Source organism: Hyphomicrobium sp. (assembly GCF_047600905.1).
Classification (GTDB): Bacteria; Pseudomonadota; Alphaproteobacteria; order Rhizobiales; family Hyphomicrobiaceae; genus Hyphomicrobium_B.
This window is the reverse complement of sequence record NZ_JASGKD010000001.1, coordinates 1252524-1277325: the sequence shown is the minus strand read 5'-3', so window position 1 is coordinate 1277325 and position 24802 is coordinate 1252524. Positions and strand designations below refer to the sequence as shown.

Sequence of the window (24802 nt, the reverse complement as noted above, 5' to 3'; positions counted from 1 at the left end):
GACAAACAAAAAACTCGGCCGGCTCGCCGAACGCGAGTCGTCGAGCGCCAGCGAAAGACGACGACGTAAGCCCGCGCCTTCCGGCCGGCTCCCCGGAGGGGAGTCGGAAGGCGCCAACAAAGAAGTCCCTCGTCCAGCGCGTCTACAACACGATCGACGGCGAGCTGACGAAGCTCGAAAAGCAAAAGGGACTGACGTCCCAGGATCGCGAGCGCGCATCGCGTGCTCTGTCGCAAATGGTCAATGCCTTGGAGAAAGCCGTTGATATGCAACGCCAGATGACGAAGCGAAAGACGACGGGAGGCGACGCCAAGAGCAAGGAGGCGCTCGCCCATGCGGAAGACCTACGCCGCGAGATTGCGGAACGTCTTGAGCGTCTCAATCGCAAGCGGGCGTCTGGCCGAAGATCTGAATGAGCTGACGCGCGCCGAGCTCGAGTTCATCGCCCACGACTGGGAGATCTGGGCGCGGGATGATCAGCTGGCGCCGCGCGCAACATCGAGTGCGCCCGGCGGCCAGCTCCCCGGACGGGAGTCGGAAGGCGCAATCAAAAATTGGCGCGTCTGGCTGCTTCTCGGCGGTCGTGGCTCGGGCAAGACCCGCGCCGGCGCGGAATGGGTGAGAAGCCTCGCGTGCGGCGAGGACACGGATTCGTCCGCGGCGCCAACAAAGAACGAAGACCCAAGCCCGCGCCTTCCGGCCGGCTCGCGGAACGCGAGTCGGAAGGCGCAATCGAAAAGCCCACCAGCGCGCATAGCACTGGTCGGCAAAACGCTCGCCGACGTCCGCAACGTGATGATCGAGGGCGAATCCGGCTTGCTTGCGATCCATCCGGCGCACGAGCGGCCGACGTTCGAACCATCGAAGCGACGCCTGACATGGCCGAACGGCGCGATTGCTGAATTGTTTTCGGCCGATGAAGCCGAAGCGCTGCGCGGCCCGCAGTTCACGGCCGCGTGGTGCGATGAACTTGCCAAATGGCGCGGCGCCGAGAAGGCCTGGGACATGCTCCAGTTCGCGCTGCGCCTCGGCGACGTGCCGCGCGTGTGCGTGACGACGACGCCGCGCAACACGAAGCTGTTGAAACAGATCATGGCGGATGAAGCGACCGTGACCGTCAATCTCGCCACAGCCGACAACGCGACCAACCTCGCGCCATCATTCCTCGCCGAGATGACACGCCGCTATGCCGGCTCCGCCATCGGCCGTCAGGAACTGCTGGGCGAAATCGTCGAAGACGCGAGCGACGGCCTGTGGCGCAGGCATTGGATCGAGGAAGCGCGCGTCGAACCCGCACCCGACATGCAGCGCATCGTCGTCGCGCTCGACCCTCCGGTGACTGCAACGGCAGCATCGCAAGTCCGATCTCGTTTCCGCTCGCAGGCGGCGCCACCGGGCTCGCGGGAGAGAGAGGGCCGGAAGCGATCATGCCGCTGACGCGCGGACCCGATGGCCGGCTTGGCGTTGCGAATTCGGGAGGCGGCGGCCAGCACGTCACCATCAACATTTCGACGCCCGATGCGCAGAGCTTCAGCCGTTCGCAATCGCAGATCGCCGCGATGATCGCCCGCGCCGCCGCATCAGGTCAGCGCAATCTTTAGCACCCTCTTCGTCGGGATGACGAAAATTTGGATAATCGGCCGGGCTACCATCATGTCCTTCCACGACGTCCGCTTTCCGACCGCCATTTCGCGCAATGCGCAGGGCGGCCCCGAACGGCGCACCGACGTCGTCGTGCTCGGCTCCGGCTTCGAAGAACGCAACAGCCGCTGGGCCGATAGCCGCCGCAGCTACAACGCCGGCTATGGCGTGAAATCGCTCGACGACCTCCATCAGATCATCGCCTTCTTCGAGGAACGGCGCGGCCAGTTGCACGGCTTCCGCTGGCGCGATCCGATGGATTGGAAATCGTGCCCGCCGAATGCGACGCCGGCGCCGCTCGACCAGAACATCGGAACGGGCACCGGCGCGCTCGCGGCATTCCAGCTCGTCAAAGTTTATGGCAGCGCTTTCGCGCCGTGGACTCGCGAGATCAAGAAGCCCGTCGCCGCCACCGTCAGGATTGCTGTCGCGGGCGACGAGAAAACGCTGGGCACTGATTTCGTCGTCGATGCGTCCACCGGCATCGTCACGTTTCTTTCCGGCCGCATTCCCGCAATCGGCGAAAGCGTCACTGCAGGTTTCGAATTCGACGTTCCGGTACGCTTCGACACCGACAAGCTCGAGATCAATCTGTCGGGTTTCACTTCGGGCGCCATTCCGAACATTCCGATCGTCGAGGTTCGCCTGTGAAATCGCTGTCACCCGAATTTGCAGCGCATCTGGCATCCGGCGCAACAACGCTCTGCTGGTGCTGGCGCATCGCCCGCCGCGACGGCACGGTGCTCGGCTTCACCGATCATGACAACGCACTGACGTTTGACAGCACCACCTATGAAGCCGCCAGCGGGTTCACCGCCAGCGACATTTCCGACGGCCTCGGTCTTTCGGTCGATAATCTCGAAGTGACCGGCGCGCTCTCGTCCGCAACGCTGACCGACGACGACCTCGCCGCCGGCCGCTATGACGACGCCCGCATAGAAATCTACCGCGTCAACTGGGCCGACCCGAGCCAGCGCGTCCTGATGCGCGCGGGCAGCATCGGCGAGGTCCGCCGCACCGGTTCGTCATTCACGGCCGAACTGCGCGGCCTCGCGCACTATCTGCAGCAGCCGACGGGGAGGCTGAGCGGCCTGCTTCGAGGCCAGTTCGGCACTGAAGGCGCGATGGCCACGCTTGCGACCGGCGCGCAATTCGTTCTGCTCGACGGCGCGGTGACGCGTGTGCCTCTCGACGAAAGCGAACGCAGGCTGACGCTCAACTGGCGCTATGGCCCCGGCAATCGCGATATCGGCGACGCGTCGTACATCACCACGCCGTTCGCGTATCAGGGGTTGGGGCTGAGGCCGCTGTCGCCGGTTCACGTCAAAGGCTCGCGCGCGTCGGGCGATCTCACATTGACATGGATCCGGCGCACGCGCTCGGGCGGCGACAACTGGGAGCTTCCCGAAGTGCCGCTCGGCGAGGAAAGCGAAAGCTACGAGGTCGATATTCTCGACGGCACCACGGTGAAGCGCACGCTGACGACCACGACGCCAAGTGTGGTCTATTCCAGTGCCGACCAGATCGCGGATTTTGGAAGCGTACAATCGAGCGTGTCGGTCAAGGTCTATCAGACCAACGTCCTCTTCGGCCGCAGCACCCCTCGCGCCGCAGTCGTCTAGCCTGCATTACCCGTCATCCCGGTGAAGACCGGGATCCAGCCAACGATCCGCATTCTTCGCGTGAAACCTCGCCTGGGTGCCGACCTTCGTCGGCATGACGGAAAAGATCAGTCGAACAACGAGGATCAGAAATGGACCAACCAGCGTGGCTTCAAGCTGCGTGGGCCGAACTCGGCGTGCGCGAAATTCCCGGCGACGCCAATGCGCCCGAGATCCTGCGCTATTTCCGCGACGCGGGCGACGAAACGGTCGAAACCGAGGCGACGCCCTGGTGCGCCGCGTTCGCGGGCGCGATGCTGAAACGCGCCGGAGTGTCAGGCACCGGCTCGCTGCTTGCGCGATCCTATCTCGATTGGGGTGACGCACTCGACGACACGCGCCTCGGCGCGATTGCAGTTCTGGCGCGCGGCGATGACCCGACGACCGGCCACGTCGGCTTCGTCCTCGGCGAGGCGGGCGCTAAGCTCTTTCTTCTCGGCGGCAACCAGGGCGACGCCGTCGCCGTCGCCGCTTTCGACAAGACGCGGCTTTTGGGCCTGCGCTGGCCGAAAGACGAAAGCGAGACGGCCGCGCCAGTCGGCGACGACGGCATCTTCGCGAAAACGCTCGCCCACGTCCTCGAAATGGAGGGCGGGTATACGGATGATCCCTACGATCCGGGCGGACCGACCAATCGCGGCATCACGCTTCAGGTCTATGCTGATTTCAAGGGCCAGACGCTGGACGCAAGCTCGCGCGACCGTCTGATCTCGGAATTGAAATCGATCCCCGACGCAACCGTCGCCACTATTTATCGTCGCCGCTACTTCGATCCCGCCGATTGCCCGGCCTTCACCGCCCCGCTGGCGCTCATGCATTTCGACGCTGCCGTCAACCACGGCGTCGGCGCCGCCATCCGCATGCTGCAGCAGGCGTCCGGCGCGACGGTCGATGGCGAGATCGGTCCCGAAACGCTCAGCGCCATCGGCACGCGCAACGTCTCGGACCTGATCGAAAGCTACGCCGACATCCGCCGCGCCCGCTATCGCGCCCTTCCGCATTTCTGGCGGTTCGGTCGCGGTTGGCTGAAACGCGTCGACGCCACTTTGGCCCTCGGAAATTCCTGGGCCACCGCCGACGGCATCACCCGCGGACTGCTGGAGCCCGCACAAAACGCCAAAGGAGAAAACACGATGAGCAATCAAACGACGACGACAACGACCGACGACAGCGCAAAATGGTGGGCGCAATCCAAGACCATGTGGGGAATCCTGATCACCGCCGCCTCGACGGTCCTGCCGGCTCTGGCCCCGGCGATCGGCGTGTCCCTTCCCGCCGACGTCATCCAGACGTTCGGCGATCAGGCGATTACGGCTGCCCAAGCCATCGGCGGCCTGATCGGCAGCGCACTGGCCATCTACGGCCGGTTTACGGCCTCCTCGGTCCTCAGCTTGCGTAAAAGTTAACGGCAACACCCCTGGGCCAAAGCACAAGGCTCCGTATTCATCGGCCATTCAACCGGCTATTCTTATGGGTCTGGTGTTCCCGGAAGAGGCGCATGGTCGATTTTGGCAAAGCGGCGGCGGTCGCGGCTGTGGCGGTCATTCTGCCAGGCGCGCCCGTCCATGCTCTCGACTGCCTGACCGACTGGGGGATGGCCGGTCAGATCGTCAGGCGGGAAAATCTGATAACAGTCGAGGAGGTTTCCAAGTCGCTTGCCGCTGACGGCATCGGAGTGCTGGTCAAAACCACGCTTTGCCGATCCGACGACGGATATTTTTATCGAACTCGTGATCCGAAGTCCGACGGGACAGCTCAAAACGACCGTTATGAAGGCCGAGGGTCGCTAGCCGGCCCGCCGCGGCGAGTGGAAATGCCGGACAGCGTTTCTTATAACTCGCACCGTCACACCCGAGGGGAGGGATCAACCCGTGCGCGCGCTCGTAGTCGAAGACGACAAAGACCTGAACCGCCAGCTTTCCTCTGCGCTGTCGGACGCCGGCTTCGCCGTCGATACGGCAGCAGACGGCGAGGAAGGCTATTTCCTAGGTGATACGGAGCCTTACGATATCGTCATTCTCGATATCGGCCTGCCGAAAATCGACGGCATCTCGGTGCTTGAGCAATGGCGGCGAAGCGACCGCAAGATGCCGGTCATTATACTCACCGCGCGCGATCGCTGGAGCGACAAGGTTGCCGGCATGGACGCCGGCGCCGACGATTACCTGGCGAAACCCTTTCACATGGAAGAGCTTCTGGCCCGCGTCCGCGCCCAGGTCCGCCGCGCCAGCGGCCACGCCAAATCCGAGATCGAATGCGGTCCGATCCGCCTCGACACCAAGTCCGCCCGTGTCACCTGCGAGGGTCACCCGGTAAAGTTGACGTCGCACGAATTCCGCCTGCTCGCCTATCTGATGCACCATAATGGCCGGGTCGTCTCGCGCACCGAATTGGTGGAGCATCTCTACGATCAGGATTTTGATCGCGATTCGAACACGATCGAAGTATTTATCGGCCGACTGCGGAAGAAGATCCCAGGCGACGTTATCCAAACGGTCCGCGGTCTTGGATACCGCATGAGCCAAGGACCGGATGAGGCTTAATTCACTTGCACTGCGCCTCTTTGCGACTTCGGCAGCTTGGACTCTTCTGGCCCTGCCGCTGGCGGGCTACATCATTTACGCGCTGTATCGCGAAGACGTGCAGCTCTCCTTCGACGCTCAGCTCAAGAAACTGCTGACGCAGATCACCATCGACAGCATGAGCACGATGGGCGACGAGCCCGTCATTCCGCCGAACCTCTATGAACCTTTGTTCGAGGTTACGCAGTCGGGCTGGTATTGGCAGATCCGCCCCATCGACGGCGCACCGGGGCGGACGCTCGTTTCCCCCTCGCTTGCCAACGCCGTGTTGCCCTCTCCCTACGATCGCAAGTTTCCGACCGACGATACCGGCACGCGCTGGATGAACGTCCCGGGCCCCACAGGCTCCACCATCCGCATTCTCGAATTCATCGACAGTCCCGGCCACGATCCGGACAAGACCAAATATTCGATCATCGTCGCCGGTCCGATGGACTGGTTCGAAGCGACGGTCGCCAAATTCCGCGCCCGCCTGACGAGCGCGCTGTCGCTCGTGGGCCTGGGCCTTTTGGCGGCGACCGTATTTCAGGTGCGTTTCGGGCTCTTGCCGCTGCGGCGGGTCGAGAGAAGCCTCGCCAGCATTCGCTCCGGTCAGGCCGAGCGCCTTGAGGGCAATTTCCCCGCCGAGATCGAGCCGCTGCAAGCTGAGCTCAACGCGCTGATCGAATCCAATCAGGACATCATCGACCGCGCCCGCACCCAGGTCGGCAACCTGGCGCACGCGCTCAAAACGCCGCTCGCCGTCATCACCAACGAAGCGCATGAGAGCGAGGGTGCGTTCGGCGAGAAAGTCGCCGAGCAGGCAAACCTGATGCGCGACCAGATCAGCCATTACCTCGACCGCGCCCGCATCGCGGCCCGATCAAACACCATCGGTCGTGTCACTCCCGTCGAGCCCACCGCCGAACCACTCGTCCGCGCTCTCGAACGCATCCATCAGGATAAAGGCATAGCCATCGACTTCGCCGTCCAGCCCGGCGCCAAGTTCCAGGGCGAGAAGCAAGACCTCGAAGAGATGCTGGGCAACCTGCTCGACAACGCCTGCAAGTGGGGCAAGAGCCACGTCTATCTGGTGGCCGCGGTCGATGGCGCCGATACGACCATGCGCCGGAAACTGCGAATCACCGTCGAAGATGACGGCCCCGGCCTTTCGCCCGAGCAGCGCGCCAAGATCGGCAAACGCGGTTTGCGCCTCGATGAGACAAAGCCGGGCTCGGGCCTAGGGCTTTCGATTGTCAGCGATTTAGCCTCATCCTACCGCGGAAAACTTCGCCTCGACGCCTCCAACCACGGCGGGCTGAAGGCCATTCTCGATCTTCCGGCCGCTTGAATTCGATGCCGGTGGTGCCGCGGTGCAGCACCAAAACTGCGGTGGGGATTTGCCCGAACTGTGGTGGATTTCCGCCTTGTCGAAGGCACAATATCGGTCTAGCCAATAAATGGGACTATGCGCCGGTGGGGCAAAAGCGGCGCTGGAAGAAACCGATTACGGGGGATGAGCATGCGCATCGTGCGCTTTTCGCTACCGCTGCTGGCGATCGCCATGCTGGCGGGATGCAGCAACGGGAACGGCGGTGTTGACAATACGAACACCGGCCTTGTGATCGGCAGCATCACAGGCGGCCTACTCGGTAACTCCGTTGGCAAGGGTGACGGCAAGGTCGCCACGACCGTTGCCGGCGCCGTCATCGGCGGTATCGTCGGCAGCCAGATCGGCGCCAGCATGGACGAACGCGACCGCCGCTACGCTCAAGAAGCCGAATATGACGCTCTCGAGCGCGGCCAGTCCGGGACGTCGCGGCAGTGGCACGATCCCGATACCGGTAATTATGGAGAGGTCGTACCGAGCCGGCCCTACAAGCGCGGCGTGGCGGACTGCCGGGATTATACGCACACGGTCTACATCGACGGTAAGCCGAAGCAGATGCGCGGGACGGCCTGCCGCGGCTCAGATGGAACGTGGCAGAGCGTCGGCTGACGCACCGCAGCAAGAGACGGGAAACATTTCTATAATTTAACCCCTCCACCGCGACAGAAGGGCTGTCTTTGGCTTTGTCTGCTTGCCTGGACGGGCGCGCGATCCTATTCCCTCCACAAAGATTGAGGATCGCTTGGCGATGGTTTTCTGGATTTTAGTGGCCGCACTCGTGGCAGGCGTGACGCTTGCCATCATACGGCCGCTGATGCGCGCGCCCGCCGAGGCAGCCGCCACTGCCGACGCCGATATCGCGGTCTACAAGGATCAGCTCAAAGAGATCGCCGCCGACGAAGCGCGCGGTACGCTTGCCGCCGGCGAGGCCGAAAGCGCACGCACCGAGATTGCCCGCCGCCTTTTGCGCGTGGCGCAAGAAAGCCCCGATTCGCGTTCGCGCGACACCGGCCGCTTCGTGCTTCCCGTTTCTCTCGTAATGTCCATTGCCGTGCCGGTCGTGAGCCTCGGCCTCTATCTCGCCTATGGCGCTCCGGGCATGCCCGCACAGCCGCTCGCCGAACGTCTTGCTGAAGTCAACGACGCCAGCAAGCCGAACGATCTCGTCGCCAAAGTCGAGGAACGGCTTCGTCAGCGTCCCGACGACGGCACCGGCTGGGACGTCATCGCGCCAGTCTATTATGCCATGGGCCGCTACGCCGACGCGGCGACCGCGTACCAGAATGCCTTGCGGCTGGTCGGCGAGGACGTCCGTCGTTTGCAGGGCTTTGCCAATTCGCGCATCCGCATGGAAAACGGCGTCATCCCCGATGATGCCCGCAAGGCGCTCGAACGTATTATCGTCATCTCCCCGCAGGCGATCGAGCCGCGCATCTGGCTGGCGCTCTCGAAAGAGCAGGATGGCCGCATGGGGGATGCCGCCGCCGATTACAAAGACCTGATCGCCAAAGCGCCGGCCGATGCGCCATGGCGCCCGGTTCTTCTGGAGCGCCTCGCCAAACTCGATCCCGCCGCTGCCGCCGCGATCAACAAGGATCAGCCGGTCGCATCGAATGATGCTCCTGCCGCGGCTCCGGCTGCGCCTTCGGGACCTGACGCATCCGCGATCATGTCGATGAAGCCCGAGGAGCGCCAAGCTTTCATCACACGGATGGTCGATGGTCTCGCTGCGCGCCTGAAGGCCGACGGCAGCGATGCTGCGGGCTGGGTGAAGCTCATTCGCGCCTATGAGGTGCTTGGCCGCCGCGACGACGCCGTCAAGGCTTTGAGCGACGCCCGTGCCAATCTCAAGGGCAACCAGCAGGGGCTTGCGCAAGTTGAAGATCTTGCGCACCAGCTTGGTCTCGGAAGTTGATGCAGGGTCTCCGATGACACGTAAGCAGAAGCGCGGAGTATTGATCGGGGGAGGTGTCGCAACGCTGGCGCTCGCGCTGATCCTCGTCCTCTTCGCCTTGAAGGACAGCATCGTCTTCTTCCATACGCCGAGCGACATCGTCGAGAAGGGCGTCGGGCCCGGCCGCCGCATTCGCTTGGGCGGCCTCGTCGAGCAGGGCTCCGTCGTTCGCGGCCAGGGGACGACCATCACGTTCAAGGTCACGGATACGCTGAAGGACATTCCCGTCACATATACCGGCGTCCTCCCGGACCTTTTCAAGGAAGGCCAGGGCGTCGTCACCGAAGGCGTGCTGGAAGGCGACGGCACCTTCAAGGCCGACACCGTTCTTGCCAAGCACGATGAGACTTACATGCCCCGTGACGTCGCCAAGGCGTTGGAAGCCAAAGGCGTGAAGCTCGGAGCCAGCGCGCATCCGGGTCAGTTGAAAGCCGAGATGCCTTAGAAAGATCGAAACCGTGATCGTCGAACTCGGACACTTCGCTCTGATACTCGCGCTGCTCGTCGCGGTGGTGCAAATGGTCGTGCCCCTGTTCGGCGCCGCCATGAAGGACGAACGCATGATGCGCGTCGCGGAACCCGCGGCCATTTCGCAACTGCTGCTCATCGCGCTGGCGTTCTTCGCCCTGATGCACGCTTACGTGACGTCGGACTTTTCGGTTCTGAACGTCGCCGAGAATTCGCATTCGACCAAGCCGCTCATCTACAAAATGGCCGGCGTCTGGGGGAACCACGAAGGCTCGATGCTGCTCTGGGTGCTGATCCTGGCGCTCTTCGGTGCTGCCGTCGCGCTCTTCGGCAACAATCTGCCATCGACGCTCAAGGCCCGCGTCCTTGCCGTGCAGGCATCGATCGCCGTCGCTTTCCTGCTCTTCTCGCTGCTGACGTCGAACCCGTTTCTCCGTCTTGATCCGGCTCCTTCCGATGGACGCGGCCTGAACCCGATCCTGCAGGACCCCGCGCTCGCGTTCCACCCGCCGTTCCTCTACACCGGCTATGTCGGCTTCTCGATCGCCTTCTCGTTCGCGATCGCGGCGCTGATCGAAGGCCGCATCGACGCCGCCTGGGCGCGCTGGGTGCGTCCCTGGACGCTCGCCGCCTGGATGTTTCTCACCATCGGCATATCGATGGGCTCGTGGTGGGCTTACTACGAACTCGGCTGGGGCGGCTGGTGGTTTTGGGACCCGGTCGAGAATGCCTCCTTCATGCCGTGGCTCGCAGGCACGGCGCTTCTCCATTCCGCGCTGGTGATGGAAAAACGCGAGGCCCTGAAGATTTGGACCGTGCTGCTCGCGATCCTGACGTTTTCGCTGTCGCTGATGGGAACCTTCATCGTCCGCTCCGGCGTGCTGACGTCGGTGCACTCCTTCGCCGTCGATCCCGCGCGCGGCATTTTCATTCTCGCCATCCTGGTGATCTTTACCGGCGGCGGCCTCGCGCTCTTCGCGCTGCGCGCCAAGGATATGCAGGCAGGCGGTCTGTTTCAGCCGATCAGCCGCGAAGGCTCGCTCGTTCTGAACAACCTGCTGCTGGTGACGGCGACCGCGACCGTGCTCGTCGGTACTCTTTATCCGATGGCGCTTGAAGGTCTGACCGGCGAGAAGATTTCCGTCGGGCCGCCGTTCTTCAATATGACGTTCGGACCGCTGATGATCCCGCTTCTGATTGCGATGCCGGTCGGACCGCTGCTCGCCTGGAAGCGCGGTGATCTCGTCGGCGCGATGCAGCGCCTCGCGTTTGCAGTCCTCGCGGCACTGGTTGCGCTTGTCGCCGTGTTCGCTGTCGAGCATCGCGGGCCCTGGCTTGCGCCCTTCGGCATCGCGCTTGGCGTCTATGTGATGATGGGCGCCATCGTCGAATGGGCCAATCGCGTCAAGCTCGGTTCTGCCGGACGCGAGGAAGTCGTCCGCCGCGCCTCGAACCTGCCGCGCTCGGCCTACGGCACGCTGTTTGCGCATTTCGGCGTCGGCATGCTGATGATCGGCATCGTCGCGACGAGCGCCTATCGCGAAGAGCACATACTGGTCATGAAGCCGGGCGAGGCGCTCGCGGTCGGCGGCTATCAGATTACGTTCACAGGCGTCGAGCGCGGCCGCGGCCCGAACTACACCGAGGACATCGCCGACTTCAGCGTCACCCGCAACGGCGAGGTCGTGACGCGACTCCAGCCCGAGAAACGTCTCTACGACGCGCCGCCGCAGCCGACCACCGAAGCCGGTATCCATGCCTCCTGGGGCGGCGATCTCTATGTCGTCATTGGCGACGCCCAGCCGAACGGCGGCTATGCTGTGCGCGCCTACTTCAATCCGCTCGTGCGTTTCATCTGGCTCGGCGCGCTGTTCATGTTCTTCGGCGGCGGCATCTCGCTCTCCGACCGGCGACTGCGGATCGGTGCTCCGGCCCGGCCGCGCCACGCCACCCCCGTTCCTGCGGAGTGACGATCTTGCGGCGCTTGCTGGCGGCAATGACATTGGCGATCTGGGCGGCGTTGGCGACGGCGCCGTTAGCGCTCGCCGTCGAACCCGGCGAAATGCTGAGCGACCCGGCGCTCGAAAAGCGCGCCCGCACGATCTCGGCCGAGCTGCGCTGCCTCGTCTGCCAGAACCAGTCGATCGACGACAGCGATGCCCCGCTCGCGGCCGATCTCCGCCGCCTCGTGCGCGAACGCCTGGTGGCGCACGACAGCAATCAGCAGGTGCTCGACTATATCGTCGCCCGCTACGGCGAATTCGTCCTGCTGAAGCCGAGGTTCGAAACCTCGACCCTGCTCTTGTGGCTGACGCCGGTGCTGGTGCTGATAGGTGGATTGGCGCTCGCCTTCCGCGCTACGAGACCGGTCGAACAGGGGGCAGGCGCCCCATTGACCGCGCAGGAAAAAGCCAAGCTCGACGATATCCTTAATGCCAAGGATACCTGATCCTACGAAGCTCTCGTCGGGGCACTAGATTACCAACAGTTAACGTCCCTGACATGCTGCCGTAACCCCGTCTCCGCTAGGCGTCGTAGTAAGGCTCGCGAAGCCTGCCTTTCAGCTGGAGACCCTGGGATGCGATTTCCGCACCGCTTGTCGACGACTTCTTCTTCAAAATTGCCTTCAAAGATCGCACCCGCCTCGATCGCGCTGGCGGCCGTAGCCGCCGTTGGATTTGGGCTTGTGGTGCCGTCGCATCCGGTACGCGCCGAGTCCGGTGCTCAGACGATTCAAACCCCGTTCGGCCGCGCGCCGCTGTCCTTCGCCGACATCGTCGACAAGGTGAAGCCGGCCGTCGTGTCCGTGTCCGTCATCAACGATGGCGGCGCCTCGAAGCTCGCCTCGAACGACAAGGATAAGAAGGGCGGCAAGAACTTCACGCTGCCCGATCTGCCTCCCGATCACCCGCTGCATGATTTCTTCAAGAACCTGCCGAAAGAGTTCGGCCAGGAAGAGAAGCCGAAGATCGTCCAGGGCCAGGGCTCGGGCTTTGTCATCACGCCCGACGGCTACGTCGTGACCAACAACCACGTCATCGACGGCGCAACCAAGATCCAGGTGCAGTTCGACAACGACGAGACGAAGTACGACGCCAAGCTCGTCGGCACCGATCCGCGCACCGACGTGGCGCTGATCAAGATCGAGAGCAACAAGACCTTCCCGACCGTCAAGCTCTCCGAAAAGGCACCGCGCGTCGGCGACTGGGCGTTGGCCGTCGGAAACCCGTTCGGTCTTGGCGGCACCGTCACCGCCGGCATCGTCTCGGCCCTCGCCCGCGATATCGGCTCAGGCCCCTATGACTATCTCCAGATCGACGCCGCCGTGAACCGTGGCAACTCCGGCGGTCCGACAGTGAACCTCGACGGCGACGTCATCGGCGTCAACACCGCGATCTTCTCGCCATCGGGCGGCAACGTCGGCATCGCCTTCGCCGTTCCGTCAAAGACGGTCGCCGAAGTCGTCAAGCAGCTCAAGGCCGACGGTTCGGTCAGTCGCGGCTGGCTCGGCGTCAAGATCCAGAACGTCGACGAGGACACCGCCGCCAGCATCGGGCTGAACGATCCCCACGGCGCGCTCGTCAGCGAAGTGACGCCGAACGGCCCGGCGGCAAAGTCCGGCATCAAGACCCAGGATGCGATCCTGCAGGTCAACGGCGATAAGATCGCCGACAGCCGCGACCTTGCTCGCAAGATCGCCGAACTCGCACCGAACTCGGATGTCGACGTCAAGGTCTGGCGCAACAACTCCGAGCAGTCGCTCAAGGTGAAGCTCGGCCTCTTCCCGAAGAACGCCGAAGCCGCGATGAGCGGCGACAACAACGACGAGGACAACAACAGCGGCAAGGATGATGAGGACGCCAAGTCCGTCGACCTGAGCCAGCTCGGCATCACGCTGATGCCCGCCCGTACCGGCAAGGATGCCGAAGGCGTTGCCATCGCCGAGGTCGACCCGACATCGGATGCCGCCGAGAAGGGCCTGAAGCCCGGCGACGTCATTCTTGAGGTGTCGGGCCAGGTCGTCGCGTCCCCGAACGACGTTATCTCGGGCATCAAGAAGGCCCAGGACCTGAAGCGCACCGCCGTTCTCCTGCACATCAAGTCAGCTGATCAGAAGCGCTTCGTCGCCGTCCAGCTGACCAAGAAGGGCTGAGGTAAACGCCATGGCAAACTCGGGCAGCTCCGTTACTCAAACGGCGGGGCTGCCTCGACGTTTTGGGGACATCCAGCTAAACAGTGAGCGGAGAGAGGACGAAGGTCGGACCCACATCATGCGCGTGCTCGTGATTGAAGACGATAAAGAAACCGCGCTTTTCCTGCAGAAATCCCTGAAAGAGAACGGCCACACTGCCGATCTCGCCCACGACGGCGAGGCCGGCCTGGCGATGGCGATGGACGGCATTTACGACGTATTGATCGTCGACCGGATGCTGCCGCGGCTCGATGGTCTTTCGGTCATCAAATCGCTGCGGGCGGAGGGTAACCGGACACCGGTCCTTATTCTGTCAGCACTGGGCGAGGTCGATGACCGGGTGAAAGGTCTTCGCGCCGGCAGCGACGATTATTTGACCAAGCCCTACGCCTATTCCGAGCTTCTCGCTCGCGTCGAGGTGCTGGGCCGCCGCACGGCGCCGGAAGAGCAGCAGACCCGTTATTCCGTCGGCGATCTGGTGCTCGACCGGCTGTCCCACCGGGTAACGCGGAGCGGCGAACACATCCTGCTGCAGCCGCGCGAATACCGTCTGCTCGAATATCTGATGCAGCACGCCGGACAGGTCGTGACGCGCACGATGCTGCTCGAGCATGTCTGGGACTATCACTTCGATCCGCAAACCAACGTGATCGACGTGCACGTCTCGCGTCTCAGGGCGAAGATCGACAAGAACTTCGACAAGCCGCTCCTGCACACGGTCCGCGGCGCAGGATACACCATTCGTGACGGCCCTGCTTGATCGCGTCGCGAAAGCGGCATCGACGACGGCGTTCGGGTTGAGCGCATTGGCCGTGGCGTTCTTTCTGTTCGCCGCGGCAATCGTTGTCGGCTTCCTGTTCTGGCAGACCAACAAGCTTTTCACCGATCAGGTCATCGCGACGCTGACGGCCGAATCCCGCATCCTGTCATCCGAGTTGAAAGTCGGCGGCCAGATGAAGCTGGTCGAGACGGTTACCGCCCTGTCGCGTCCCAACGGCAGCGGGCTTTATTATCTCGCCGACGATGCCGGCACCAAGCTCGCGGGCAATCTCAATCGCATTCCGCCCGAACTCGACGAAGAGCAGGGCGGCGGCGTCTTCCGCTATCAGCCGACCGACAACGAAGAGATCTCCCACCTCGCGGTCGCCATTCCCGTCGAGCTTGGTCCCGGTCTCCGTCTCATCATCGGCCGCGACGTCGAGGATCAACGCGCCTTCGCCAACTCGATCCGCTTCGTGTTTCTGTTGGGCTTCGGCGCCCTGTCGATCATCGGTCTTCTCGGCGGCCTTGCGGTCAGCCGCTTGATCGTCAACCGCATGGACCAGATCACGGCCGCCAGCCGCCAGATCATGGAAGGCGATCTTTCGCGCCGGATTCCGACGACAGGCCGGGGCGGCGAACTCGATGGGCTCGCCAACAATCTCAACGAAATGCTGGAGCGCATCGAAGGGCTGATGAACGGCCTGCGCGAAGTCTCCGACAACATCGCTCATGACCTCAAAACGCCGCTCAACCGTCTGCGCAACTCGGCCGAGGCGGCGCTTCGCGATCCTCGCGGCGAGGATGCCTATCGCGAGGGCTTGGAACGCACGATCGAAAAGGCTGACGATCTGATCAAGACGTTCAACGCCCTTCTCCTCATCGCGCGTCTGGAAGCCGGACCGCTGGAGGAAAGCACCGAGACGTTCGATCTCGGCCGCTTCGTTGCCGACGTCAGCGAGCTTTATCTGCCTGCCGCCGAGGAATCAGGCTTCGCGCTTGCGATCGACGTCGAGCAGAACGTCTTCGTTCGCGGCAACCGGCAACTGATCGGTCAGGCGCTCGCCAATCTGATCGACAATGCCATCAAGTATTCACGCGGCGGCGAGCCGGGCAGCGCCATTACGGTCCGCGCCTTTCGTCTCGACGGCCGTCCCGCGATTTCGGTCGGCGATCACGGCCCGGGCATCGGAGCGGCCGACCGCGAGCGCGTGCTCAAACGCTTCGTCCGCCTGGAAGCAAGCCGCACCAAGCCCGGCACGGGTCTCGGCCTGAGCCTCGTCGCCGCCGTAGCTCGTCTGCACCACGGCGAGATCCGGCTCGAGGATAACCAGCCGGGCCTGAAAGTTGTCCTTCTGCTGTCCGAGCGCTGTCTCGTTGCGGTGCCCGATCGGGAGGGTGACGCCGCGCCCGAGCTTGCGGCACAATGAGAGTATGGACCAGTCTCTCGCCCGAAGCTTCACCGAACGCATCACCGAATGGCCGCGCGCTCTGCCGGGTGGACGCGGCGCTGAACATTTCGCTGCGCTGAAAGCCGAAGCTTCAGGCGGCGCACCTCGCTTGGCCACGCTTCTTGATGATCAGCGCGTCGAAAACCTGCTGACCGGCGTCTTTGAGGGATCGCCCTATCTCACGACCTTGGCGAAGCGCGACCTCGCGCGCCTTCTCCGCATTCTCGCCGAGCCGCCCGCGGAACTGTTTTCCGCGCTGACCGATGAATTGACGGTAGCCATGGCGATGGCAACCGATATGGCGGCCGCCAAGCGCGCGCTTCGCATCTACAAGTCGGCGGTCGCGCTGCTCACCGCGCTTGCCGATCTCGGCGGCGTCTGGCCGGTGATGATCGTCACCCGCACGCTGTCCGAATGCGCCGATGCCGCCGTCGCCACGGCCGTCCGCTTTCTGTTCCGCATGGCCTCGGCCCGCGGCCAGTGGAATCCGCTCGACCCCGAAGCGCCCGAGCTTGGCTCAGGCTATTTCGTGCTTGGCATGGGCAAGCTCGGCGCGTTCGAGCTCAATTATTCGAGCGATGTCGATCTGATCGTCTTCTTCGATCGCGACAAGACCCGCATCGTCGGCGACGGCGACGTGCAATCGTTCTTTGTGCGTCTGACGCGCGATCTCGTGCTTCTGTTCGATGAACGCACACCGGATGGTTACGTCTTCCGCACCGATCTTCGCCTCCGCCCCGACGCGGGCGCAACCCAGATCGCGCTCGCGACGGTGGCCGCCCACGGCTATTACGAGACGGTCGGGCAGAACTGGGAGCGCGCTGCGATGATCAAGGGCCGCCCCATCGGCGGCGATCTTGAAGCCGGTGCCGAATTCCTCTCCGAGCTGTCGCCGTTTGTCTGGCGCAAGTATCTCGATTTCGCGGCTATCGCCGACATCCACGCAATGAAGCGGCAGATCCACGCCCACAAGGAGATCGGCCCCATCGCCGTCGCCGGACAGAACCTGAAACTCGGACGCGGCGGCATTCGCGAGATCGAATTCTTTGCTCAGACCCAGCAGCTCATCGCGGGCGGCCGCCAACCCGACCTTCGCGTCCCCGCCACGCTCGACGCTTTATCGGCGCTCGAACATCGCGGTTGGGTGAGGGCCGACGTCCGCGCCGAACTCGACCACGCCTATCGCTATCTCCGCCGTCTCGAGCATCGCCTGCAGATGGTCGCCGACGAGCAGACGCACGAGATGCCATCCGATCCCAAAGCCCTCGAAGCCCTTGCGCGCTTTGCCGGCTATGCTGATGTCGCGGAATTGGCAGCCAGCCTGACGCCGGTGCTCGAGACCGTCGAAAAGCACTACGACGGCCTTTTCGCCGACGCTCCGCAACTGACGCCGTCGGGCGCAAACCTCGTATTCGCCGGCGCCAAGGACGATCCGCGCACGCTCGCGGAATTGAAACGCCTCGGCTACTCGCAGCCCCCGCAGGTCCTGGCGATCGTCCGCGGCTGGCATCATGGCCGCACGCCGGTCGTGCGCTCGCCGCGCGCCCGCGAACGGCTGACCGAAGTCCAGCCGCTCTTGATCGAAGCGCTCGCCGACACCGTCGATCCCGACGCCGCCATCGCCAGCTTCGATCGTTTCCTTGCCGAACTTCCCTCTGGCGTGCAGCTCTTTTCATTGCTCAAGGCGCAGCCGGCGCTGATCCGCCTGATCGCCGACATCATGGGATCGGCACCGCGGCTGGCACACATCCTGTCCCGCCGCCGCCGCCTGCTGGATGCTGTCCTCGACCCGCAGGTGATGGGCGGCGAACTCAACGGCGCCGCGATCGACGATGTCGTCCGCAAAGCCTTCGCCACTGTCCGCGCCACGAGCGTCGGCGAGCCGATGCAAGAGATCCTCGACACCGCGCGCAGGATCGGCAGCGAGCAGGCTTTTCTCGTCGGCGTCCGAATCCTCGCAGGTAGCATATCGGCGGAGGAAGCAGGTTACGCCTACGCCACGATCGCCCAGTCTCTGATTTCGGCCCTCTTCGCGGAAGTCACCCGCGAGATCGAAGACGACCACGGCCGCGTGCCGGGGGGAGCAGCGACCGTTCTGGCGATGGGCAAGCTCGGCGGCCGCGAAATGACGGCGTCTTCCGACGTTGATCTCATCCTGATTTACGATTTCGAGCCCGCGGCCGTGCAGTCGGACGGGCCCAAGTCCTTGTCGCCGCCCCACTACTACACGCGCCTGACGCAGCGACTGATCACCGCCATATCGGCGCGCACGGCGGAAGGAGCCCTTTACGATGTGGATATGCGCCTGCGCCCGTCCGGCCAGAAAGGCCCGGTCGCCACGCGCCTGTCGAGCTTCATCGACTATCAGGCGCAAGAGGCCTGGACGTGGGAGCATATGGCTCTGACACGCGCCCGCGTCATTGCCGGTTCGCGCGGACTTTCAGGCCTCGTCGATGCCGAAATTCACAGAATTCTGACGGCAAGGCGCGACCGCTCCCGGATCGCTGCCGACGTTCACGACATGCGCCGCCGCATTGAGAGGGAAAAGGCCGCCGCCGATATCTGGGACCTGAAACAGGTTCGCGGCGGCCTCGTCGATCTGGAATTCATCGTTCAATTCCTGCAACTCGTTCACGGCGCCGATCATCCAGAGATTTTAAGCCAGACGACCCTGGTTTCGCTGGCGGCCGCCGCCTCCCAGGGGCTGGTGGACAGCAACGACTATCGGCAGCTGGCGGAAGCCGGACAATTGCTGCACGATCTGACCCAGGTTCTGCGGTTAACGATCGAGGGCCCCTTCAACCCGGCCACGGCTCCTAAGGGCCTTAAATCCCTTCTCGCCCGGTCGGGAGGAGTGGACACGTTCCAAGACCTGGAAATGAAACTGAAAAAGGCACTTGCCGACGTTTTCGAGGCCTTTAACCGTTTGGTCGCCTAGGAGTTTCTCCGCTTCGGCGACGGATTGTGGCAGGCTGCAACGTTCTTGCGACAACCGACACGGAAAGCTCGCCACTAGGCGGCGGCGTCCGGGGCGTTGGAACGCGAGGCTGCGGCTAGAATGTCGAGGGGTTTAGTGGCGGCGATCAGGACCGATGGCACTCCGGCCGTACCGCGGCCGGCAGCCGAGAGTCGAGCCGACGAGGCCAAGCTCGTTGCCGCCGTCGGAAGCGGCGATGGCAACGCGTTCCGCGTGCTGATGGCACGCCACCTCGGCAGCATCGTTGCCGTGGCGCGCCGGATGCTCAGGGACGACGCGGAGGCGGAAGACGTGGCGCAGGAAGCATTCTTGCGGCTCTGGCGTTCGAGTGGAACGCTCGAGATCGGCCCGGCCGGCATCAGGCCCTGGTTGCGCCGCGTGGTTTCGAATTTGTGCCTCGACCGGGTCCGGGGCCAGGGCCGCGTGACGGTCGTCGAGGAATTACCCGAGGTGCCCGAGCCGGCAAAGCAGCTGACGGGCCTCGAGAGCAGGGATACGCAGCGCCGGGTCGAAGCGGCGATGCAGAAACTGCCGGATCGGCAGCGGCTGGCGCTCACGCTCTTCCATTTCGAGGGCATGAGCCAGATCGAGATCGGTCAGGTAATGGGCGTGTCGGACGAAGCCATCGAGTCGCTGCTGAGCCGCGCTCGCAGGCAATTGAAGGCGGAATTGAAATCGGAATGGGAATCGCTGCGCAATGATAGCGATCCCTGAAGTGCAGGAGACGGCAAGGCAATGTCACGCAATGGTTTAAGCCCCGTGGGGCTCGATAAACTGGAGGCGGCGCTCGATACATACGGAGCGGACCGCACGCGATGGCCGGCGCCGCTGCGTCTCGCATTGTCCGGCCTGATCGCCGGCAATCCAGACGCCCAGAAGATGCTGAAAGATGCCGAGGCCTTCGATCGGCTGCTGGACACCGCTCCGCAGTACGACGTTGCCCGCCTCGACAAGTTGAGCGACCGCATCGCTGCGGCGGCTGAACGTCAGCCGCGTCTTGTTGCGACCGGCGCCGGACAGGCAAAGAAAAGCGGCTCCGTATGGTCCAGCATTCGCCGCCATCACGGCGTGGCGGCCACCGCGCTCGCCGCATCGCTTGTGCTTGGCGTGTTTGCCGGCCAGCTCAACATGTTCAATACGACGGCCGATGCTTTGCTCGACGGCAACAGCTCGAAATCGTCCGTCGGCAGGCAGGTTGCGCTGACGGATGACGGCGATAGTTTTCTTGATGAGGACCTGCTGTGACGGCCGAAATCAACCATTCGCTGCCGACGCAACGTCCGCGATATCTCTATCCGGGCTTTATCGCTTCGCTCGCGCTGAACCTTCTGTTCATCGGCCTCGCGGCGGCGGCGATTTGGCATCACGATCATGAAGCGCCGAAACCGAGGGACAATGGTTTCCTCGGCTTCGTCGATAAGCTGTCGCCCGAGCGTCGCGACGTCATAAAGCAGAAGATCCTCGCCGCCCGCCTGTCGATGAAGAATTTGCGCGACGACATGCGAAAGTCCTGGATCGACGCCAATCAGCTGCTGACCGCTGAACCCTTCGACAAGGATAAGTTTCTCGCCGCGCTGATGCAGCTCCGCTCATCCGAGGATGCTTTCAAGAGCGCCATCTATAAGAGCGTCGCCGAGACTGCCCAGGACCTGACGCCGGAAGAACGCAAGCTGTTGCAGGCATGGCGCGAGCAACGCCACTCGAGGCTGCTAAAGCCGCAGCCCGAACCCGGCGACGGCGACAGCAAGCCCAATTAAGCTGATTTCCCGCCAGTGATTATTGCCGGTGATATTCAGGCCGCTGCGAAAAGGTCGGCCTGAACCGCACGCGGGAGGCCGACGGTCGAAGTCCATTCGCCGGCAGCATTCACCCGGCTCGTGAGTTCCGTCCCCGAAAGCTCGCAGAACGTACGAGCGAGGATGATGCCGAAGCCTTCTTCCCGCGGGCAGCGCTTGCTGTCGGAGAGAAGAGCGAGCGAGAGGGACACGGCTTCCGAGCCGGTCTGCGTTTCGATCCGAAGCATGGCCCCGTTGGCGGCGCGCCGGGTGGCTTCGACGATGAGGTTGATGAGCATTTGCCGGGTCGCCTGATAATCGGCCGCGATTAGGGTGTCGCCCTTGATGTCGACCGCAACCGCCACCGCATTGGCGGCAAGATCAGGAGCTGCGAAGGCGCACGCGTCGTCAATGATGGTGCGGAGGCAGCAGGTTTCGCGGCCGCGTTTGCGTTCCGGCGCCGTCAACAGCGCGGTGATCGCCAGCGCATCCTCGGCGGACTTCAGAAGAATGCGGCCGCTGGCATGGATGTCGCGGGCATAGGCGCTATAGCTCGACTCGAGAGGGCCGAAGACCTCATTCGACATCAGCTCGGAAAAGCCCAGAACCGCGTTGAGAGGCGTGCGCAACTCATGGCTCATGTGGGCCGTGAGCTTCGCCCAGGCCGCGCGATCGAGGCCAGAGCGCGCCGGTGTGGCGAGCAGCTCGGGAAAGCGGACCTGGCGGCCTGTTTCGGCGTTGAACGCCGGCCGGATATCGGCTCGCCCGCGCTCGTCCGTTTCGCGGACTTGTTCTGCCGGTTGCCAGGGGAGGACGACGACGAGCATCGCCAGCCCGGCGCCAGTCACGAAGAATAACGTCGAGATAAGCTGGGAGTCGAGGTGAGGGATCAGAACGCCCGTCCCGGTCAGCATTGCACCGAGAAGCAAAAACAAGCCGCGATGGCCGAGATGACGGCTGCCTGCCAGCTCCAGAAGCTGGCCTTGGTGACGAGTTCCGATGCCGCCGACGACGGCAATGCTTCCCCGTTGAGGAACGGACACGGTCCGAGCCATCCTCAAATTCCCCTGCTGAATTTTGATCTAAGTGCCCCGCCCCACAAGGCCGAAGACGATCATGTCTCCGAGCATGATCTGAGCTTGGCCGATTTGCGACTCACCTGTCGAGGGAGAAAAAATCGCCGGAGAATCAAATTTGTCGCTCTTTGGACAGCTTGAGCAGAACGTTCGCGATCTGTGGCGAAAATGCTCCGAATGCGCCTAGTCGTCGAGCATCCGGGTGACCATCTCCAGGCAGTCGCGAGACAGCTTCGTGGCCCCGGCGACCCGTTTCAGCGCCGCCTTCGCCAGCGTCTTGCGCTTGGGTTCGAGAGCCCGGTAGCTGCGAAATGCCCCGAGCATGCGCGCCGCGACTTGCGGATTGAGCGGATCGATCTCGAGCACCTTGTCGGCGAGGAACTCGTAGCCTGCGCCGTCGGTGCGATTGAACTGCAGCGGGTTGCTCGCCGCGAACGTTCCGATCAGTGCACGCACTTTGTTCGGAGTCGTGATCTTGAACAACGGATGCCGGCAAAGCTCCTTCACCTCGTCGAGCGTTTCGGCTCGTGGCGATTGCGCCTGCGCCGCAAACCACATGTCGATGACGAGGTGGTCGTCCTTCCAGCGTTCGAAGAAATCATTGAGGACGCCGTCGCGGCCGGCGGCATCGACGCCCGCGATCAGGAACATGGCATGGCACGCGTCCGTCATGTTCGAGGCATTGAAGTAATGCGCTTCGAGCCGGTCCATGTCGTCTTTGGTCCCGCGGGTGGTGAGTAGGCTCAGCGCCGCGTTGCGCAGCGCCCTGCGGCCGGCATTCTTCGCGTCGGGTGAAAACTTGTTGTCACGCGAGGCGGCGTAGATGGCTTCCAGATCCTCGGCCAGCTTCTCGCCGATCGTACGGTTAAAGGCCCGGTGCTCGTTGAAGATCGCCGCGTGATCGACCTTGGTCGCTTTTTCCCGCGCGACGTCGGCGACAGACGGCAGCTTCAGAAGCTCGGCCTTATACGCGTCGTCGAGATCGGAATTGCGCAAGGCATAACGAAGGGCGTCGGCGAGCTTGACGGCCTTGGAGGCTACCACCGTCTTCGGCCTTTTCGCATCGAGCAGCGCCAGGATGCTTCGCGTCGCATAGGCGTTGCTCGCCTGCCAGCGATTGAAGAGGTCGCTGTCGTGATGCATCAGGAACGCCAGATCCTGATCGGAAAGCGGCATGTTGATCATGACCGGAGCCGAAAAGCCCCTCAGCATCGACGGCACCGGCCGCGACGAGACGCCTTTGAATTTGAAAGTCGTCGTGCGATCCGTCACCGCGACCACGCCGTCGCGAATTTGGACGCCGCCTTCGACCTCCAGATCCATTTCTTTGCCGTTCTCACCGAGCAGCGCCATGCTGATCGGAATGAAGTAGGGTTGCTTCTTCGCCTTCCCGGGCGATGGCTTCAAAACCTGATGGACCGTGAGTTCCGCCGACTTCTTGCGCTTGTCGTAAGTCAGATTGCAGACCAGCTCCGGCGTGCCTGCCTGCGAATACCAGCGATGGAACTGCGATAAGTCCTGTCCGCTCGCGTCCTCGAAACAGGCGACGAAATCCTCGATCGTGACCGCTTGGCCATCGTGGCGGTCGAAATAGAGATCCATGCCGGCGCGGAATTTCTCAGGCCCCAGGATCGTCTCGATCATGCGAACGACTTCGGCGCCCTTTTCGTAGACGGTCGGCGTATAGAAATTGTTGATCTCGACATAACTCTCCGGCCGGACCGGATGCGCGAGCGGCCCCTGGTCCTCGGGAAACTGCAACGCTTTGAGCTGGCGGACGTCGCCGATCCGCTGCACGGTCGCGCTGCGTTGATCGGCAGAGAATTCCTGATCCCGGAAAACCGTCAGGCCTTCTTTCAGGCATAGCTGGAACCAGTCGCGACAGGTGATGCGATTGCCCGTCCAGTTGTGGAAGTACTCGTGCGCGACAACGCTTTCGATCGATTCATAGTTTGCGTCGGTGGCCGTTTCGGGCGACGCGAGAATCAGGCGATCGTTGAAGATGTTGAGCCCCTTGTTCTCCATCGCGCCCATGTTGAAGTCGGACACGGCCACGATGTTGAACACGTCGAGATCGTATTCACGCCCGAAGCGGGTCTCGTCCCACCGCATGGAGCGTTTCAGCGACTCCATCGCCCAGTGCGCGCGAGCCTCCTTGCCATGCTCGACATAGATGCGCAGATCGACCTCGCGGCCGGATTGCGTGGTGAATGTCGAGGCGATCGACGAAAGGTCTCCGCCGACCACGGCGAACAGATAGGAGGGCTTGGGATGCGGGTCTTCCCAGACCGCATAGTGCCGGTCTCCGCCGGAAAGCGTGCCTCGCTCGACGGGGTTGCCGTTGGCAAGCAGCACCGGCGCGGTTGCGACATCGGCTTCGAGCCGCACGGTGTATTTCGCCAGCACGTCGGGCCGGTCGAGGAAATACGTGATGCGCCTGAAGCCCTGCGCCTCGCATTGCGAGCAGTAAACCCCACGCGAGAGATAAATCCCCTGGAGCGCCGTGTTGGCCTTGGGATTGATCGTCGTTACGATTTCGAGCGTAAACGGCTCTTTCGGCGGCGACGAAATCGTCAGCCCCGTTTCGGTGACCCGATAGGAGGAAGGCTTGAGCTTCTTCCCGTCGAGTGTGACGCTTTCGAGCTTAAGAAGCTCGCCGTCGAGCTTCAGCGGGACCTTGCCGGCCGCCTCCGAATCCGGATTGCGCCGGATGTGAAGCTTCGATGTGACGCGCGTCTTAACCGGCGCGAGCGCGATGTCGAGATGGACGCTGTCGATCAGAAATTCAGGAGGCCTGTAGTCGGCAAGAAGAACGGGCTTTGGATTGTCTGCTTTCATGGCACCCCACAACGAACGTCATAGGCGCTTTCAAAGAAAGTTCCAAGCGTCCCGGCGGG

19 protein-coding genes and 2 pseudogenes are annotated in these 24802 nt (G+C 63.3%); 19 read left to right on the top strand and 2 right to left on the bottom strand.

All coding sequences use genetic code 11. From position 1 onward, the window contains the following. Positions 1-333 precede the first annotated feature (333 nt). From QM780_RS06275 to QM780_RS06185, 19 genes and pseudogenes are all read left to right on the top strand, one after another. Positions 334-1356 (top strand): annotated as a pseudogene (locus QM780_RS06275) (terminase large subunit domain-containing protein); the annotation flags it as partial. Further along, positions 1347-1601, top strand: a pseudogene (locus tag QM780_RS06270) (phage tail tape measure protein); the annotation flags it as partial. The pseudogenes QM780_RS06275 and QM780_RS06270, both read left to right, overlap by 10 nt. A 52-nt stretch (positions 1602-1653) precedes the next feature. Then, entirely contained in the window at positions 1654-2292 is a 639-nt protein-coding gene (locus QM780_RS06265; RefSeq protein ID WP_415069623.1) for a TIGR02217 family protein, read from the top strand. Further along, on the top strand, positions 2289-3263 hold the full coding sequence (locus QM780_RS06260) for a DUF2163 domain-containing protein (RefSeq protein ID WP_415069622.1): 975 nt from the start codon (positions 2289-2291) through the stop codon (positions 3261-3263). The genes QM780_RS06265 and QM780_RS06260 overlap by 4 nt, the downstream gene beginning before the upstream one ends. A gap of 131 nt (positions 3264-3394) precedes the next feature. Continuing rightward, a complete protein-coding gene (locus tag QM780_RS06255) occupies positions 3395-4708 on the top strand; it encodes a TIGR02594 family protein (RefSeq protein WP_415069621.1) in 1314 nt (437 codons plus the stop codon). A gap of 465 nt (positions 4709-5173) precedes the next feature. Further along, a complete protein-coding gene (locus QM780_RS06250; protein ID WP_415069620.1) occupies positions 5174-5845 on the top strand; it encodes a response regulator transcription factor in 672 nt (223 codons plus the stop codon). Next, positions 5835-7214, top strand: a complete 1380-nt coding sequence (locus QM780_RS06245; protein ID WP_415069619.1) for a sensor histidine kinase — start codon at positions 5835-5837, stop codon at positions 7212-7214. The genes QM780_RS06250 and QM780_RS06245 overlap by 11 nt, the downstream gene beginning before the upstream one ends. 171 nt (positions 7215-7385) lie before the next feature. After that, complete coding sequence (locus QM780_RS06240; RefSeq protein ID WP_415069618.1) at positions 7386-7862, top strand: RT0821/Lpp0805 family surface protein; 477 nt, start codon at positions 7386-7388, stop codon at positions 7860-7862. Positions 7863-8001: 139 nt separating this feature from the next. Then, positions 8002-9168, top strand: coding sequence for a c-type cytochrome biogenesis protein CcmI (ccmI, locus tag QM780_RS06235; RefSeq protein WP_415069617.1), 1167 nt, complete (start codon positions 8002-8004; stop codon positions 9166-9168). A 13-nt stretch (positions 9169-9181) separates the two neighbouring features. Beyond that, a complete protein-coding gene (gene ccmE / locus QM780_RS06230; protein ID WP_415069616.1) occupies positions 9182-9652 on the top strand; it encodes a cytochrome c maturation protein CcmE in 471 nt (156 codons plus the stop codon). A gap of 13 nt (positions 9653-9665) precedes the next feature. Then, entirely contained in the window at positions 9666-11645 is a 1980-nt protein-coding gene (locus QM780_RS06225; protein ID WP_415069615.1) for a heme lyase CcmF/NrfE family subunit, read from the top strand. Between the two features lie 5 nt (positions 11646-11650). Next, complete coding sequence (locus QM780_RS06220; protein WP_415069614.1) at positions 11651-12124, top strand: cytochrome c-type biogenesis protein; 474 nt, start codon at positions 11651-11653, stop codon at positions 12122-12124. Positions 12125-12295: 171 nt separating this feature from the next. Beyond that, the gene (locus QM780_RS06215; RefSeq protein WP_415069613.1) at positions 12296-13828 is read left to right on the top strand and encodes a Do family serine endopeptidase; all 1533 of its coding nucleotides are present in this window, start codon (positions 12296-12298) and stop codon (positions 13826-13828) included. Positions 13829-13946: 118 nt separating this feature from the next. Further along, positions 13947-14627, top strand: coding sequence for a response regulator transcription factor (locus QM780_RS06210; protein WP_415069612.1), 681 nt, complete (start codon positions 13947-13949; stop codon positions 14625-14627). Beyond that, complete coding sequence (locus tag QM780_RS06205) at positions 14611-16056, top strand: sensor histidine kinase (RefSeq protein ID WP_415069611.1); 1446 nt, start codon at positions 14611-14613, stop codon at positions 16054-16056. The genes QM780_RS06210 and QM780_RS06205 overlap by 17 nt, the downstream gene beginning before the upstream one ends. Positions 16057-16060: 4 nt before the next feature. After that, on the top strand, positions 16061-19015 hold the full coding sequence (locus QM780_RS06200; RefSeq protein WP_415069610.1) for a bifunctional [glutamine synthetase] adenylyltransferase/[glutamine synthetase]-adenylyl-L-tyrosine phosphorylase: 2955 nt from the start codon (positions 16061-16063) through the stop codon (positions 19013-19015). Positions 19016-19135: 120 nt separating this feature from the next. Continuing rightward, positions 19136-19768, top strand: coding sequence for a sigma-70 family RNA polymerase sigma factor (locus QM780_RS06195; protein WP_415069609.1), 633 nt, complete (start codon positions 19136-19138; stop codon positions 19766-19768). 21 nt (positions 19769-19789) lie between these two features. Continuing rightward, positions 19790-20299: a hypothetical protein gene (locus QM780_RS06190; protein ID WP_415069608.1), complete on the top strand. Its 510-nt coding sequence runs from the start codon at positions 19790-19792 to the stop codon at positions 20297-20299. Further along, positions 20296-20811: a periplasmic heavy metal sensor gene (locus QM780_RS06185; RefSeq protein WP_415069607.1), complete on the top strand. Its 516-nt coding sequence runs from the start codon at positions 20296-20298 to the stop codon at positions 20809-20811. Before QM780_RS06190 ends, QM780_RS06185 begins: the two co-directional genes overlap by 4 nt. 35 nt (positions 20812-20846) lie before the next feature. Here QM780_RS06185 and QM780_RS06180 read toward each other — a convergent pair whose 3' ends face one another. Then, on the bottom strand, positions 20847-21872 hold the full coding sequence (locus QM780_RS06180) for a sensor histidine kinase (protein ID WP_415069606.1): 1026 nt from the start codon (positions 21870-21872) through the stop codon (positions 20847-20849). A 216-nt stretch (positions 21873-22088) separates the two neighbouring features. Beyond that, the gene (gene pepN / locus QM780_RS06175) at positions 22089-24743 is read right to left on the bottom strand and encodes an aminopeptidase N (protein ID WP_415069605.1); all 2655 of its coding nucleotides are present in this window, start codon (positions 24741-24743) and stop codon (positions 22089-22091) included. Positions 24744-24802: the final 59 nt, after the last annotated feature.